This window comes from Burkholderia sp. AU6039, assembly GCF_002223365.1.
Lineage (GTDB): Bacteria > Pseudomonadota > Gammaproteobacteria > Burkholderiales > Burkholderiaceae > Burkholderia.
In genome coordinates, this window is sequence record NZ_NKFK01000005.1 from 2,049,135 (window position 1) to 2,064,022 (window position 14,888).

Annotated in this window: 14 protein-coding genes; 11 read left to right on the forward strand and 3 right to left on the reverse strand. The window is 67.2% G+C overall.

All coding sequences use genetic code 11. The features are described from left to right. Window positions 1-22: 22 nt before the first annotated feature. Window positions 23-1,021, reverse strand: coding sequence for a quinone oxidoreductase (locus CFB39_RS26880; protein WP_089475681.1), 999 nt, complete (start codon window positions 1,019-1,021; stop codon window positions 23-25). A gap of 131 nt (window positions 1,022-1,152) precedes the next feature. On the opposite strand from CFB39_RS26880, the gene CFB39_RS26885 reads away from it, so the two are divergent. The 6 genes from CFB39_RS26885 (at window position 1,153) to CFB39_RS26910 (ending at window position 5,748) form a co-directional block, all read left to right on the forward strand. After that, window positions 1,153-2,025 (forward strand): LysR family transcriptional regulator, encoded by an 873-nt coding sequence (locus CFB39_RS26885; RefSeq protein ID WP_089475113.1) that lies wholly within the window; start codon window positions 1,153-1,155, stop codon window positions 2,023-2,025. A gap of 87 nt (window positions 2,026-2,112) precedes the next feature. Continuing rightward, entirely contained in the window at window positions 2,113-2,673 is a 561-nt protein-coding gene (locus tag CFB39_RS26890; protein ID WP_089475114.1) for a GNAT family N-acetyltransferase, read from the forward strand. 9 nt (window positions 2,674-2,682) lie between these two features. After that, window positions 2,683-3,522, forward strand: a complete 840-nt coding sequence (locus CFB39_RS26895; RefSeq protein ID WP_089427206.1) for a MerR family transcriptional regulator — start codon at window positions 2,683-2,685, stop codon at window positions 3,520-3,522. Between the two features lie 123 nt (window positions 3,523-3,645). Further along, window positions 3,646-4,629: a sulfonate ABC transporter substrate-binding protein gene (locus CFB39_RS26900; protein ID WP_089475115.1), complete on the forward strand. Its 984-nt coding sequence runs from the start codon at window positions 3,646-3,648 to the stop codon at window positions 4,627-4,629. A gap of 414 nt (window positions 4,630-5,043) precedes the next feature. Beyond that, on the forward strand, window positions 5,044-5,247 hold the full coding sequence (locus tag CFB39_RS26905) for a cold-shock protein (RefSeq protein ID WP_006485974.1): 204 nt from the start codon (window positions 5,044-5,046) through the stop codon (window positions 5,245-5,247). 276 nt (window positions 5,248-5,523) lie between these two features. Beyond that, window positions 5,524-5,748, forward strand: coding sequence for a hypothetical protein (locus tag CFB39_RS26910; RefSeq protein ID WP_089475116.1), 225 nt, complete (start codon window positions 5,524-5,526; stop codon window positions 5,746-5,748). A 312-nt stretch (window positions 5,749-6,060) separates the two neighbouring features. Here the strand turns inward: CFB39_RS26910 and CFB39_RS26915 are convergent, their stop codons facing one another. Next, a complete protein-coding gene (locus tag CFB39_RS26915; RefSeq protein WP_089475117.1) occupies window positions 6,061-7,494 on the reverse strand; it encodes a CoA transferase in 1,434 nt (477 codons plus the stop codon). A gap of 103 nt (window positions 7,495-7,597) precedes the next feature. Here CFB39_RS26915 and CFB39_RS26920 point away from each other — a divergent pair, with 103 nt between their 5' ends. After that, a complete protein-coding gene (locus CFB39_RS26920; RefSeq protein ID WP_089475118.1) occupies window positions 7,598-8,887 on the forward strand; it encodes a citrate synthase family protein in 1,290 nt (429 codons plus the stop codon). 234 nt (window positions 8,888-9,121) lie between these two features. Here CFB39_RS26920 and speB read toward each other — a convergent pair whose 3' ends face one another. Continuing rightward, window positions 9,122-10,090 carry an agmatinase gene (gene speB / locus CFB39_RS26925; RefSeq protein WP_089475119.1) on the reverse strand — a complete coding sequence of 323 codons (969 nt, stop codon included), beginning with the start codon at window positions 10,088-10,090 and terminating at the stop codon, window positions 9,122-9,124. Window positions 10,091-10,523: 433 nt separating this feature from the next. Between speB and CFB39_RS26930 the strand changes: the two genes are divergently transcribed. The 4 genes from CFB39_RS26930 to CFB39_RS26945 all read left to right on the forward strand — a co-directional run bounded on the left by CFB39_RS26930 (window position 10,524) and on the right by CFB39_RS26945 (window position 14,887). Then, window positions 10,524-11,195 (forward strand): lysoplasmalogenase, encoded by a 672-nt coding sequence (locus CFB39_RS26930; RefSeq protein WP_089475682.1) that lies wholly within the window; start codon window positions 10,524-10,526, stop codon window positions 11,193-11,195. A gap of 246 nt (window positions 11,196-11,441) precedes the next feature. Further along, window positions 11,442-13,031, forward strand: coding sequence for an NAD(P)/FAD-dependent oxidoreductase (locus CFB39_RS26935; protein ID WP_089475120.1), 1,590 nt, complete (start codon window positions 11,442-11,444; stop codon window positions 13,029-13,031). Window positions 13,032-13,052: 21 nt separating this feature from the next. Continuing rightward, the gene (locus CFB39_RS26940; RefSeq protein WP_089475121.1) at window positions 13,053-13,985 is read left to right on the forward strand and encodes an SDR family oxidoreductase; all 933 of its coding nucleotides are present in this window, start codon (window positions 13,053-13,055) and stop codon (window positions 13,983-13,985) included. Further along, entirely contained in the window at window positions 13,982-14,887 is a 906-nt protein-coding gene (locus tag CFB39_RS26945; RefSeq protein ID WP_089475122.1) for a metal-dependent hydrolase, read from the forward strand. Before CFB39_RS26940 ends, CFB39_RS26945 begins: the two co-directional genes overlap by 4 nt. Window position 14,888: the final 1 nt, after the last annotated feature.

Sequence of the window (14,888 nt, forward strand, 5' to 3'; positions counted from 1 at the left end):
TCGCGATCCCCATCCCCCGCCATCACGGCACCAGCACGACCCCACCCGTCGTCGCGCGCGACTCCAGCAACCGGTGCGCATCGGCCGCCTGTTCGAGCGGCAGCCGCGCGCCGATCTCCACGTGCATCCCGCCCGCCAGCCGCTCGAGCGTCGCGCGCGCAGCCTCCCGATATCCGTCGACGTCACGCGCGATGAAGCCGAGCACGCTCGGCCGTGCCAGCGCGATCGACCGCGCCGGCCCCAGTTCGTCGAGATCGAACGTCTGCCGCGCACCGATCGCGGCCACCTGCCCGATGCTCGCGACCATCCCGAACGGACGGACCGCGCCGAGCGTGCGCGTCAGCACGTCGCCGCCGATCCCGTCGATCGCATAATCGACTCCCGCGCCGCCGCCGAACGCGCGGGCCGCCGCGACGAAATCCTCCTCGCGGTAATCGACGACCGCGTCGGCGCCATGCTTGCGAACAAGCGCGGCTTTCGCGGCCGACCCGACCGTGCCGATCACCCGCGCGCCGAGCGCACGCGCCCATTGCGTCGCCAGCAGCCCGACGCCGCCGGCCGCCGCATGCACGAGCACCGTGTCGCCGGCGCCGACATGACGGACGCGATGCAGCAGCATGTAAACGGTGATCCCTTTCAGCAGCCCGGCCGCGGCGGCTTCGTCGCTCAGGCCGTCGGGAATCGGCAGCACACGCTCGGCCGGCATCGTGCGCAGGCTCGCATAGCTGCCGGTCGGCATGCCCGCATACGCGACGCGCTGGCCAGGGACGAGCTCCATCACGCCCGGCCCGACCGCATCGATCACGCCGGCCGCCTCGACGCCGAGCGCATCCGGCAGCGCCGGCAACGCGTGCGCGCCCGACCTGAAATAGATGTCGACGAAATTCACGCCGATCGCGGTCTGGCGAATCCGTACTTCGCCGGCACCGGGCGGCGCGACGGGCGCATCGACGCGGCGCAGCACGCCGGCGTCGCCGTAACGGTCGATCCCGATCCGGATGGCGGTGGCAGTCTGGGTCATGACGTTCCTCGTAATCGAATGAAGTGACACGATCATCCCATCGTGCATAATCGAACGGAATTCCCGCCAACCGCCCATCTACCGTGCAAAATTCGACCGATCAGGATCCCGTTTCCGCGTCCGCATTGCCGATGAGCTGGGACGACGTCCGTTATTTCCTCGCGGTGATGCGCGGCGGCAGCCTGTCGGCCGCCGCGCGGGCGCTGCAGGTTCAGCACTCGACGGTCGCGCGGCGCATCGACGCGCTGGAGTCCGCGCTCGGCATCCGGCTGTTCGACCGGCTGCCGCGCGGCTGGCCGCCGACCGACGAAGGGCTGCACCTTGCCGAGCACGCGGCACGCATCGAAACCGACGCGCATGCGTTCGCGCGCGCCGCGCAGGGCGCGGCGGCGCTCGACGGCGTGGTGCGCGTATCGGCGTCGCCGGTGTTCGCCAGCCACTTCCTCGCGCCGCGGCTCGCCCGCGCGCAGCGCGCATGGCCGGCGCTGCGGATCGACCTGCTGGGCGAGATGCACGCAGCGAACCTGTACACGCGCGAAGCCGATCTCGCCGTGCGGCTGTCGCGGCCCACCGAGCCGGGGCTCGCCGCACGCCGGCTCGGCACGATGCGCTTCGCGCTGTGCGCGTCGCCGGAATGGGCGGACGCGCCGCCCGACACCTGGCCGTTCGTCGGCTACGACGACGCGCTCGCGCAAACGCCGCAGCACCAGTGGCTCGCCCGCTTCGCGGCCGGCCGCCGTTTCGCGTTCGTCACCAACGACCTGGCCGCGCAGCATCGCGCGTGCGCGGCCGGCGCCGGCGTCGCGCTGCTGCCGCGGTTTCTCGTCGACGATCCGGCCGCGCATGCCGGCGCGCCGCTCGTCGAGCTGACGGCCGCCCCGCGTTGCGACATCGAGCGCGAGATCTGGCTCGTGGTCCACCCGGACGTGCGCCGGTCGCCGCGCGTGCAGCGTGTCGCCGACGCGATCGCCGAAGCCGTTCACGCGGCGGACGGACGGCTGTAGGCAGTTGCCTCCGCACACGGCTTTGCCATGCGCGCCAGCGGCCGGCATAGTAGCGGTTTGCATTCCGAATTCACCGGACCCGCCGCCATGCCCACCGCCCCCGCCTGCGTCGTTCGCGACGCGACCGACGCCGACCTCGATACGATCCACGCGATCTATGCGCACCACGTGCACCACAGCGTCGCGTCGTTCGAGGAAACGCCGCCCGACGTCGACGAACTACGCGCGCGCCGCGACGCGGTGCTGCGCCACGGGCTGCCGTATCTCGTCGCCGAATGCGACGGCCGCGTGGCCGGCTACGCGTACGCGACGCCGTACCGCACGCGCAGCGCGTACCGGTTCACGATCGAGGATTCGATCTACATCGACGATGCGCAGCGCGGGCGCGGGATCGGCCGCGCGCTGCTCGCCGCGCTGATCGAACGCTGCGAGGCCGGCCCGTGGCGGCAGATGATCGCGGTGATCGCCGACGGCGGCACCGGCGGCTCGACGTCACTGCATCGCGCGTTCGGCTTCGAGCCGGCCGGCATGCTGAAGGCGGTCGGTTTCAAGCACGGCCGCTGGATCGATACGGCGCTGCTGCAGCGCCCGCTCGGCGACGGCGCCCGCACGCTCCCCGTCTCGCCGGAGCCTCCCACGTCGCGCTAGAATGGCCGCATGTCAAAACAGACTCATTCCACACCCGACGAGGCGGCCCCGGACTCCCGCAACGAGTACACGGTCGACGAACTTGCACGCGTGTCCGACACGACCGTGCGCAATGTCCGTGCGTACCAGGATCGCGGTTTGCTCGCGCCGCCGGAAAAGCGCGGCCGCGTCGGCATCTACGACGACACGCACGTCGCGCGGCTGAAGCTGATCAACCATCTGCTCGCGCGCGGCTACACGCTGTCGAACATCCAGGACCTGATCAAGGCAATCGACGAAGGCCACGACCTGCGCTCGATCCTCGGTCTCGAAAACGCGATCGGCGGCCGCTGGTCGCACGAACTGCCGAAGACCTATTCGCTTGCCGCGCTCGCGCAGATGTTCGGCCCGCAGGCCACCACGCAGCTGTCGCGCGTGACCGAACTCGGCCTGCTCGAACGGCGCGGCCTGTCGTTCGTCGCCAAGAGCCCCGCGCTGCTCGAAGCGGCCGCCGCGATGACCAAGGAAGGCATTCCGCCGCGCGAGCTGCTCGACGTGATCAGCCTCGCACGGCCGCATTTCGACGCGATCGCGCGGCTGCTGGTCGATCTCGTCGTGAAGCGGCTCGACCGCTACGACGCGGGCACGCTGCCGCCCGCCACCGACGTGCCCGAACTGGTCGATGCGATCTGGCGCCTGCGCCCGCTCGCGGCCGTGTTCGTCGAAGGCGAGACGAACCGCGCACTGGAAACCGCGGCGAGCGCGTATCTCGGCGGCCGCGTCGCGACGATCCTCGACAAGAAGCTCAGCGACGAGGCCGCACGGCAGTCCGGCACACCTTCACCGGAAAACGGCGGCGACGAAGCATAGGCGCGCCGCCGTCATATTGATATCGGCAATGCTTCGTTTGCGGGCGTGATTGCCCATGCGACGATTCTTCCAACCGAGCGGCACCGCCGCTCGCCCGAAGACGTTTTGCATGGAGTCCGTTCGATGATTCGTTTCACCCGCTGGATCGCCCGCACCGCCGCCGTCACCACGCTCGTCGCACTGTCCGCCGCGTCGGCTTTCGCGCAAGGCGGCGCCGACAAGGTCGTGCGCATCGGTTACCAGAAGGCCGGCCTGCTGTCGGTCATCAAGGCGCAAGGTTCGCTCGAAGCGCGGCTCAAGCCGCTCGGCTATGGCGTGCAGTGGTTCGAATTCCCGGCCGGCCCGCAGCTGCTCGAAGCGCTGAACGCGAACAGCATCGACTTCGGCTATACGGGCGCGCCGCCGCCCGTGTTCGCACAGGCGGCCGGCGTGCACTTCGTCTATGTCGGCGCGGAACCGCCGGCGCCGCACAACGAAGCCGTGATCGTGAAGGCCGATTCGCCGATCGGCTCGGTCGCCGGCCTGCGCGGCAAGAAGATCGCGCTGCAGAAGGGCTCGAGCGCGAACTACCTGCTGCTCGAAGCGTTGAAGCAGGCCGGCGTGCGCTACGACGAAATCCGCCCCGTGTATCTTCCGCCAGCCGACGCGCGCGCCGCATTCGAGAGCGGCAACGTCGATGCGTGGGTCGTCTGGGATCCGTACTACGCGGCCGCGCAGAATGCGCTAAAGGTGCGCACGCTGTCCGACTACACGGGCCTCGCGGCGACCAACAACTTCTACGAAGCGACGCGGGATTTCGCGCAGCAGCATCCGGACGTGGTCGGCGCGATCCTGAAGCAGGCGCGCGAGACGGGCCAGTGGGTCAACACGCATCCGGCCGACACGGCGGCGCTGATCGCACCGAAGGTCGGCCTGCCGCAACCGATTGTCGAGACGTGGATCAAGCGTGTCCCGTTTGGCGCGGTGCCGCTCGACGAAAAGATCGTCGCGGCTCAGCAACGCGTCGCCGATGCGTTTTATGCGGCGAAGCTGATTCCGCAGAAGCTGAACGTGGCCGACAACGCATGGGTCGATAAAAGTGCTCAGCGTGCGCTCGCGGCGAAGTAGCGAGAACGCAGCGCGCAACGTGCCGAAACACCCGCCGGGCACACGACTCGTCGGCCTTTCTTGTTCTTGTCGAATTTTCGGGAAACGCGGGACGCACTGTCGGCGTTCGCGCCAGCGCGCGAGTCTCGCGTGTGCGTTTATCGTGGACGTCCCTGCACGCCGTGCCGCGCAGCACACTCCGCCACGCAGGGCCCCATCGCTTCGTCCGCAAACAGGCTGCGCGGCGAAACAGTTACAAGTTAATGATTGACGCCACCGCTGCCCAGCGGTTAATGTTTCGGTCGAAGTTCAAGAAGTCCGATTGCTGTTCATCAATTGATCGCTCCTCAGCGGTATTCGTTGTCCTCTCCCTCCTTGACGCTTCAAGCGCTCTTTCCAGAGCAAATCTTCATATTTTTTTCTCAAGGAATCTTCATGGATACCGGTATCGTCAAGTGGTTCAACGACAGCAAAGGCTTTGGCTTCATCACGCCCGACAACGGCGGCGACGATCTCTTCGCTCACTTCTCCGAAATTCGCGCCGACGGCTTCAAGACGCTGGCTGAAAACCAGAAAGTGAGCTTCGAAACGAAGCAAGGCCCGAAGGGTCTGCAAGCGGCCAACATCAAGCCGCTGTAAAGTTTGAAGGACCCGGCCCCCGTAACGGGCGCCGGGTTGCAGCGACATCCTCGCGGAGCCTGGTCTCCCAAAGTTGGCGCGATTGCTCTTGGCTGCATCGGTTCATTCCGCAGCTCGCCGCGCGCCACACGCCTCGTTGCACTTCATTCCCCCTCTGGCTGCCAAGCCCTTTTTCGCTTTACGACTGCGTCGGATTCAGCTCGCAATGGCTTTGAATCGGCATACCCGTGCATATTCCGCACGGCACGCGCGCACTCGAACATCATTAAAATTAAAATGCACAACAAACAAATTCATCAATACAACGGCTATGCCGTCCAACCCTCGGCTCATCGTTTGCCCGACGGTAGTTTTTCATCCAACCTGCTGCTTGAACGCGCCGGTAGCCCACGCACCGAAGGCCGCTACCAGTTCTATTCGCTCGATTACTTCACGAGCGAGGAGCAGGCGTTGCAGCATTCGGCACGCTGGGCACGCAACTGGGTCGACACGCGCGGTTAAACACAACGCCCGACCCTCGATCCGGCGCCGCGCAACGCGCCGGCGGTCTTCGCCGGCCCACTGGCTTCACTAGCCCGCCCCCTCTCCGCCGAACGCATTCCGTCTGATCAGGCACCCCTGATCGGCGGCCAGGGCGCGGCGGGGGTACATCCGGAAACACGCCGCCGATCGCTTCGGCCACGTGTTCCAGCACGTTCGCGCGCTGCCCGATGATGACAACCTGCGCATTGCGCTGAGCACATTCATCGCCGTGGCCAGGTCGATTCCCGTGCCGTCGCCACTCACCGACACCAACCGACTCGTCGCATCGCGTCACAGATCGTCGTTCGACGACAACCATTCGGGCTCGTACGCACCCAGCGCGCGGGCCGGATAAAACCATCGGAGCGGCGCATCGTCGATCCGCACGGGCGGCAGGAGCCGGGATGCCGGCCCCCACGACGTCGGTTCGACGTGTTCCGCACGATCATGTTGATCGTCAGCGACCAGTTCGTTCACCTCGCTCATCGGCTCCGACCGCAACTGCAACTCAGCCGCCGTCCGCGCCAGCGAAGCGCGCACCTCGGTACCAACGCCCTCTTTCATTCGCGTCGTCAGCCCGCGAATGGCAGCCGTCGCCATCAGGTAGCCGGTCGCATGGTCGATCGCCTGAACGGGCAAGTTCACCGGCTCATCGCCACCCATCACGCGCATGCCCGCCTCGGCGATTCCCGTGCTCATTTGGATGAGGCTGTCGAAACCGCGCCGGCAACGCCATTCACCACGCCAGCCATAGGCGTCGAGCGACACGTCGATGAGCGCAGGATTCAGCTCGCGCCGATGCGCGGCATCGAGCCCGAGTCGCGCGAGCGCGTCCGACCGGTAACCGTGCACGACGATATCCGCGCTGCGCAGCAACTGCTTGAGCGTATCGAGATCCGCGGCATCCTTCAGGTTCAGCCGCGCACACCGCTTGCCGAGGACGACTTCGGGCACCGTGCCCGGCTCTTCCCAGCCGTACGGATCGATGCGCAGCACATCAGCGCCGAGGCCCGCAAGAAACCGTGTCGCCACGGGGCCGGCGAGAATGCGCGTCAGGTCGAGCACGCGAATGCCGCGCAACGGCCGGTCTTTCGAAGGCCGCCAATCATGCGCGACGGCATCGGCCGCGGCACGGACATGCAGCAACGGCTCGGTTGCGACTGCGTTGCCCTGCGGATGCCCGGCCCACTCCTGCGCCGAGTACATCGCCGCGGCACAACCGCCGCGCTCGACGATCGCCTCTTCGAGCGCGCCGGCATCCCAGCGATTCACCGCTTGTGCGACCGACTGCGCATCGGCGGCGCAGCCGAGCACCGACAACGCGGCCAGCCGATGATGCGGCGCGTTCGTGTGCAAGCGGATCCAGCGATCGCGCGCCCGATAGTTGCCGGCCACCGGATCCCATTGCGGCGGCATCGTCCAGCCCTGCGGACGCAGCGACGTGCCGAACCATAGCGACGCCATGCGCCGGTCGACCCGAACCGCCGGCAACGCTCCGGTCGCTGCATGCAGCAATTCGGCAACGGACATCCCTGCCGCGCCGATCGCCGCCGTGGCCATGTCGGTGACGCGAAATGCCGAAACCAGTTCGCCCGCCCCGCTGAAGCTGCACGACTCGAGAAAAGCCTGAGACCCACCCGCCGCGAGCCAGAACGCCCGTAGCTGACGCGACACCCGATCGTCATCGGCCGCTGCCCGCTCTCTCGACATTTGATCGACACCCATGTTCGCCTCGCATGAATCAGGTGACGCAAAGATCGTCTCGCTCGCATTTGCTGTCAACGTTGATTATCCTGATCAACCTGTCGAACGATTCCCCCTGCGCACGATGTCGAACTACCTGAATTCGACCGAAGCCGCGGCAAGGCTCGGTGTCTCGCGGCAAACCCTCTATGCGTACGTCAGCCGCGGCCTGCTTCGCGCGGAGCCAGGCGGCAGCCACCGTGAAAGCCGCTACCTCGCGGCCGATGTCGAGCGCCTCGCGGACCAACGCGCACGCGGCCGCAAGCCGAAGGAAGTGGCGAAGGCCGCGCTGAACTGGGGGTCGCCCGTGCTCGAATCGAGCATCACGTTGATCGATGGCGGCCGGCTCTTCTATCGCGGGGTGGATGCACTCGATCTCGCTGCCCACGCGAGTCTCGAGGAAGTCGCGGCGCTGCTGTGGCGATGCGACGAGCTGACTGCTTTCGGCCGTCAAGTCCCCACGACGCCATCAGTACTGCGAACGCTCTTCAGACACTACGCCGGTCAACGCACCGAGCAAGCGCTGCTGCCGCTCTTCACCGTCGCGAGCGAGGACGCGCCGACGGCGATCTGGCATCAGTCGGCCGATCGTCAGGCGCAGGGCTGCGGCGATCTCGTGCGGATTCTGGCGGCATGCCTGCTGCGCACCCGCATCGATACCGCACCCATCCACGCGCAATGCGCGCGGGCATGGGGCGTCGGGCCGGCGGGCGCCGAGCTGATCAGGATGGCGCTCGTGCTGTGTGCGGATCACGAACTGAACGCGTCGAGCTTCACGGGGCGGTGCATCGCGTCGACGAACGCGAGCTTGCGCGCCGTCGTCGTCGGCGGCCTGGCCGGCTTGTCGGGCGAGCGGCATGGCGCCACCACCGCGCGCGGCGAAGCACTGTGGGACGAACTGGGCAAAAGGGACGTCGAGCAAAAAATGGGCGCACGTCTCGCCCGGGGTGACGGCTTGCCGGGCTTCGGACATGCGCTCTATCCCGATGGCGACGTGCGTGCGACGTATCTGTTGTCGCGGATCCTGCCGCGTCATCCTCAATGGAAAAGGATGATCGATACCGGGAGCACGCTCGTCGGCCAGAAGCCCTCGCTCGATCTCGCGCTGGTGGCGTTACGCAGACATTTGCGGCTTCCCGTCGGCGCGGCATTCGGCCTGTTCGCGCTCGGCCGCTCGATCGGCTGGATCGCGCACGGGCTGGAGCAGCGCGAGCAATCCGATCTCATCCGGCCGCGTGCGGTTTATACGGGGGCCTGGCCAGATGGTGCCGGGGCGGATCCCTCTCGATCTCGCGGACGGGCGGGAAAACAGCAAACAACTCAACCGGCAGCGCCGAAAGACGACATGCTTGCGGCTTTCTTCAGGAGTAGATAGGTTTTTGCTTGATGCAGTCGCGGCACGTCATCGGTGACACGCCAGCGCGTCGTTGGCGTACGGAAGCAGCCAACTACTGACGTTTCGCGGATTTCGCCAACAGGTCGGCAACGCCCCTCCACGGAAATCCGCAAAGACTTTTCTCCAGATTCACGGGATACGAACAGCACACGGCACCTCGATCCGGCAATGCGCGCACCGCGCCAGCGGCACGCGCATGCCCGGCATGCCGGCTTACTTCAGCGCTCCCGCCACCTTCTTCTGCCGCCACAGACACAGCAAGTCACACGCGACATGCGCGGCCGCAATCGCCGTGATGTCCGCATGGTCGTACGCGGGTGCGACCTCGACCACATCCGCGCCGATCAGGTTCACCGCGCCGAGCGCGCGCACGATCGCGAGCGCCTGCGCCGACGACAGCCCGCCCGCGACCGGCGTGCCGGTGCCGGGCGCGAACGCCGGATCGAGACAATCGATATCGAACGTCAGGTACGCCGGCCGCGCGCCGACGATATCGACGATCCGCTCGACCGCTGCACGCGCGCCATGGTCATGCACCCACGCCGCATCGAGCCGCTCAATGCCGAGAAAGTCGTCGTTCCACGTGCGAATGCCGACCTGCACCGACGTCGCCGGATCGATCAGCCCTTCCTTCACGGCCTTGTAGAACATCGTTCCGTGATTGAGGCTGTCCGGATCGTCGTCGGCCCACGTATCGCAGTGCGCGTCGAAATGGATCAGCGACAGCGGCTTGCCGTAGCGCTCCGCATGCGCGACCAGCAGCGGGTACGTGATGTAGTGGTCGCCGCCGAGCGTCAGCATCTTCGCGCCGGAACCGAGGATCGTGCGCGCATGCTCGACGATCGCGGGCTTGATCGACAGCGGGTTGTGCGCGTCGAACCAGCAATCGCCGTAGTCGACCGCCGCGAGATCGTCGAACGGGTTGAAGCCCCACGGATACGGATGAAGCTCCGCGAGCTGCACGCTCGCCGCGCGGATCGCGGCCGGCCCGAGCCGCGCGCCGGAGCGGTAGGTCGTCGCGAGGTCGAGCGGCACGCCGGAGATCGCGACGTCGACGCCGTCGAGCGCGCGCGAATAGTTGCGGCGCATGAACGACAGCACGCCCGCATAGGTGTTTTCGATCGACGAGCCGTACGGCGTCGTGCGACGGATCGCGCCGTCGCCGTGGAGAAGTTCGGTCATGGTCGGACCTGTTTTCGTGGGGAGGCCAGCCCGCCCGGTTCGCCTGAGCGCACGGGCCGGGCACGGCATGGATTCATCGGGCCCGCATCGGCTTGCGCATCCAGTCGCGCGGCCGGGCGGAACGACGACAACGACAGCAACAACCACATCGACAACGGCAATACCGCGGCGATCATAGCAAGCCGAATTGCAGTCGTTGCCCCGGTTCAACCGGGGCAACGCGCGGAGAAATCCGGCGGCCGCGCCCAGGCGTCGGAGCCCGGCATCGCCGGATTGCCGCGCCGGCGGGCACTCCTCGTGCAGGACGATCCCGGTCGTTTCCTAGAAGGATTCGCCGGTTTTGGCACGCCCTTTCTTCCGGATAATGGCCGACAGCCGCGCGCTCGACCGCGCGCCGTCCACCGCAGACAACAACAAACCGGAGACACCCGCCTTGATCGCCACGCTTCCCGCCACCTACCGCCGGCTCTGGCCGCTCGCCGTCGTCGCCGCGCTGCTATATGGACTGTCGCTCGCCGCGGCGCCCTATCCCGGCCAGGCCGTCGCGAAAGCCGCGATGGGCATCCTGCTGCTCGCGGCGGGCAGCACCTGCGCCGCACCGCGCGAACGCGCGTGGCTGTGCGCGGCGCTCGTGACGGCCGTGCTCGGCGACGTGCTGCTCGCGCTGCCCGACTGGCCGCTGTCGTTCGTCCTCGGCCTCGGCGCGTTCCTGCTCACGCACCTGGGCTACTGCGCGATCTTCATGCGCTGGCGCGCGCGGCCGCACGGCTGGCGCATCGTCGCGCTCGTCGGGCTGTGGATCGCCGCGCCGGCGTTCTACGTGGCGTTCTTCCCGCACCTCGGCGAGTTGATGGCGCCGGTCGCCGTCTACATGCTCGTGCTGTGCGCGATGGCGAGCTTCGCGCTCGCCGCCCGCACGCGCGGCCCGCTGGTGGCCATCGGCAGCCTGATCTTCGTCGGCTCCGATACGCTGATCGGCGTCGGCCGCTTCCTCGGCGGTTTTCCGGGCATCGATTACCTGATCTGGGGCCTCTACGCGCTCGCGCAGGTCACGATCGTGGCCGGGGTTTTCCATGAGACAGCCGGTCGACCGATCCGTCCCTGATACCGTTTCAAACAGGCCGCCGCGCGCCGGCGGTCTCGCCCGCACCCTCTCACGCCCTGTCGACGGCCCTTTCCGCGTATCCCGCCATGCGGAAACCGGCCCGTTCCAAACCCCGCTCAGCCTTTTCCCGCCTGGCTTCCGGCCCTTAGAGCGCCGCTTCTAGCCTCTTGCGGTTTCCGGGTTCACCCACTATCGTTACATCAAACAATGTAACATTCTAAAATGAGCCAAATCGGAGACACCCGGATGAATGCTCGCACGTTGCCTTTCGGTCCGCCCGGCCACGACGGCCTGGACGAAACCATCGACATCGCCATCATCGGCACCGGCTTCGCCGGCCTCGGGATGGCGATCCGCCTGCGTCAAACAGGCGTGACCGACTTCGTCGTCCTCGAGAAGGCCGCGTCGGTCGGCGGCACGTGGCGCGACAATCATTACCCCGGGTGTGCATGCGACGTGCAATCGCACGTCTATTCGTTCTCGTTCGCGCCGAACCCGCGCTGGACGCGCATGTTCGCGCCGCAGCCGGAAATCCGCGCCTATCTGGAAGACTGCGTGCAGCGCTTCGGCGTCGGCCCGCACCTGCGCCTGAACCATGAGCTGCAGCGCGCCGAATACGACGAAGCCGCGCAACGCTGGCGCCTCACGTTCGCGAACGGCAAGCGGCTGTCCGCGCGCGTGCTGGTATCGGGGATGGGCGGGCTGTCGCGCGCCGCGCTGCCGTCGATTCCCGGCGTCGAGAACTTCAAGGGCCGCGCGTTCCACTCGCAGCAGTGGGATCACGACTACGCGCTCGAAGGCAAGCGCGTCGCGGTGATCGGCACCGGCGCGAGCGCGATCCAGTTCGTGCCGCAGATCGCGCCGCGCGTGAAGGCGCTCGCGCTGTTCCAGCGCACGCCGCCGTGGATCATGCCGAAGCCCGACCGCAACCTGACCGGGTTCGAGAAATGGCTGTTCCGCACGCTGCCGTTCACGCAGAAGGTCGTGCGCAGCAGCATCTACTGGATGCTCGAATCGCGCGTGCTCGGCTTCGCGATCCATCCGTCGCTGATGAAGAACGTGCAGAAGCTCGCGCTGCGCCACATCCGCAAGCAGATTCCCGATCCGGCGCTGCGCAAGACCGTCACGCCGAACTACACGCTCGGCTGCAAGCGCGTGCTGATCTCGAATGACTACTACCCGGCACTGTCGCGCAAGAACGTCGACGTGATCACGACCGGCATCGACCACATCGAAGCCGACGCGGTCGTGACGACCGACGGCAAGCGTCATGAAGTCGACTGCCTGATCTACGGCACCGGCTTCCAGGTGGCCGATCCGTATCCGCGCGGCGCGATCATCGGCCGCGGCGGGCTCGACATCGTCGACGCATGGCGCGACGGCGCGCACGCGTATCTCGGCTCGACGCTGCCCGGCTACCCGAACTTCTTCATGATCGTCGGCCCGAACACGGGCCTCGGCCACAACTCGATGGTGTTCATGATCGAGTCGCAGATCGAGTACATCCTCGGCGCACTGCAGGCGATGCGCCGCGAACGGGCAGACGCGCTCGAGGTGCGCCCGCTCGTCGAGGCGCAGTTCAACAGCGACCTGCAAGGCAAGCTCAAGAAGGCGATCTGGTCGACGGGCGGCTGCAAGAGCTGGTACCTCGATCCGCGCACCGGCAAGAACACGACGCTGTGGCCGGGCTTCACGTGGCGCTTCCGCCAGGCGACCGCGCACTTCTCGATCGCCGACTACCACGCGTATCGCGCGCCGCAACACGACACGGCCGCGCGGCCCGCCGCCGCGCCCGCCGCTTCCGCTTCGACTTCCCCGTCCGCCGAAGCGGCCTGAGCCAGACAAGGAGCCACCGACATGAGAGATTTCGCCAACAAGGTCGCCGCGATCACGGGTGCCGGCTCGGGCATGGGCCGCTCGCTCGCGATCCAGCTCGCGCAGGCCGGCTGCCACGTCGCGCTCGCCGACAAGAACGGCGTCGGCCTCGCTGAAACCGAACGGATCGTCCGCGCGATCGCGCCGAACGTGCGCGTGTCGACGCGCGTGCTGGACGTCGGCGACCGTGACGCGATGTTCGCGTGGGCCGACGACACCGTGAAGGAACACGGCAAGGTCAACCTGATCTTCAACAACGCGGGCGTCGCGCTGTCGAGCACGATCGAAGGGATGGAATACAGCGATCTCGAGTGGATCGTGAACATCAACTTCTGGGGCGTCGTGCACGGCACGAAGGCGTTCCTGCCGCACCTGAAGGCCTCGGGCGACGGCCACGTGATCAACACGTCGAGCATCTTCGGGATCTTCGCGCAGCCGGGCATGAGCGGCTACAACGCAACCAAGTTCGCGGTGCGCGGCTTCACCGAATCGCTGCGCCAGGAACTCGACATGATGAAGTGCGGCGTGTCGGCGACCTGCGTGCATCCGGGCGGCATCCGCACGAACATCGCGCAATCGAGCCGCGTCGCGAAGAACATGGTCGGCTTCATCGTCGAGAGCGAACAGCAAGGCAAGGACAGCTTCGAGAAGTTCTTCATCACGACCGCCGACGACGCCGCGCGCACGATCCTCGCCGGCGTGCGCAAGAACAAGCGCCGCGTGCTGATCGGCCGCGACGCGAAGGGCGCGGACTGGATGGCACGCATCCTGCCCGCCGCGTACCAGGCGCTCGTCGTGCTCGCGACGCGCCGCGAGGCCGCGAAGGCCCGCCGCGCCGCGCGCGGCACGCCGGCGGCCGCGCCGCTGCACGCCACCTACAACAATGCAGGCAACCAGGGAGGAGAACAATCATGACGACCCCGAACATGATGCCCGTGCGGCGCGACATCCGTTTCGCGCTGCCCCCCGAACGCGCGCGCGACTGGCACGTGCAGGGCGTACCGGTCACGCACTTCATGAACGCGCTGTCGCTGCTGTTCCCGGCCGGCGAACGCTTCTTCATGGATTCGGTGCGCAACTATCGCGACCAGATCGAGGACCCCGAACTGAAGAAGCAGGTGCTCGGTTTCATCGGCCAGGAAGCGATGCACACGCGCGAGCACATCGAATACAACGACCTGCTGCAGGCGTCGGGCCTGCCCGCGCACAAGCTCGACAAGCGCCTGTGGACGATCCTCGGCTGGTTCAAGAAGGTGCTGCCGCATTCGATGCAGCTCGCGATCACGATCGCGCTCGAGCACTACACGGCGATCCTCGCGAACCAGCTGCTGTCGGGCCACGAGCACCGCATCGACGGCTCGGTCGAAGGCTACCAGCAGATGTGGATGTGGCACGCGATGGAGGAAACCGAACACAAGGCGGTGTCGTACGACGTGTGGCGCACCGTGATGAAGCCGGGCCTCGGCAGCTACCTGCTGCGCACCGGCACGATGCTGACGACGACCGTGTTCTTCTGGGCCATCGTGTTCGACTTCCACGTGCGCCTGATGCGCGCGCACCGTCGCGAGCACGGCAAGTTCGGCGGCATGTGGCGCCTCGTGAAGTACCTGTACGGCCCCAGGCACGGCGTGTTCCCGAGCATCGCGCGCGAATGGCTCGACTACTTCCGCCCGGGCTTCCACCCGTGGGACCACGACAACCATCAGTACCTGCAGGAGCTCGATACGCTGCTCGAGAACATCGACGCGACCAACGCGCGCTACGCCGCGCAAGCCGCCCCGCGCCGCGTGCCGCTGCACCCGGTTCCGCAGGCATGAC

Excerpts from the sequence above, each read along its gene's own strand:
- CFB39_RS26880 (WP_089475681.1), bottom strand. The coding sequence starts at position 1,021 with ATGACCCAGACTGCCACCGCCATCCGGATCGGGATCGACCGTTACGGC.
- CFB39_RS26885 (WP_089475113.1), top strand. The coding sequence starts at position 1,153 with ATGAGCTGGGACGACGTCCGTTATTTCCTCGCGGTGATGCGCGGCGGC.
- CFB39_RS26890 (WP_089475114.1), top strand. The coding sequence starts at position 2,113 with ATGCCCACCGCCCCCGCCTGCGTCGTTCGCGACGCGACCGACGCCGAC.
- CFB39_RS26895 (WP_089427206.1), top strand. The coding sequence starts at position 2,683 with ATGTCAAAACAGACTCATTCCACACCCGACGAGGCGGCCCCGGACTCC.
- CFB39_RS26900 (WP_089475115.1), top strand. The coding sequence starts at position 3,646 with ATGATTCGTTTCACCCGCTGGATCGCCCGCACCGCCGCCGTCACCACG.
- CFB39_RS26905 (WP_006485974.1), top strand. The coding sequence starts at position 5,044 with ATGGATACCGGTATCGTCAAGTGGTTCAACGACAGCAAAGGCTTTGGC.
- CFB39_RS26910 (WP_089475116.1), top strand. The coding sequence starts at position 5,524 with ATGCACAACAAACAAATTCATCAATACAACGGCTATGCCGTCCAACCC.
- CFB39_RS26915 (WP_089475117.1), bottom strand. The coding sequence starts at position 7,494 with ATGGGTGTCGATCAAATGTCGAGAGAGCGGGCAGCGGCCGATGACGAT.
- CFB39_RS26920 (WP_089475118.1), top strand. The coding sequence starts at position 7,598 with ATGTCGAACTACCTGAATTCGACCGAAGCCGCGGCAAGGCTCGGTGTC.
- speB (WP_089475119.1), bottom strand. The coding sequence starts at position 10,090 with ATGACCGAACTTCTCCACGGCGACGGCGCGATCCGTCGCACGACGCCG.
- CFB39_RS26935 (WP_089475120.1), top strand. The coding sequence starts at position 11,442 with ATGAATGCTCGCACGTTGCCTTTCGGTCCGCCCGGCCACGACGGCCTG.
- CFB39_RS26940 (WP_089475121.1), top strand. The coding sequence starts at position 13,053 with ATGAGAGATTTCGCCAACAAGGTCGCCGCGATCACGGGTGCCGGCTCG.
- CFB39_RS26945 (WP_089475122.1), top strand. The coding sequence starts at position 13,982 with ATGACGACCCCGAACATGATGCCCGTGCGGCGCGACATCCGTTTCGCG.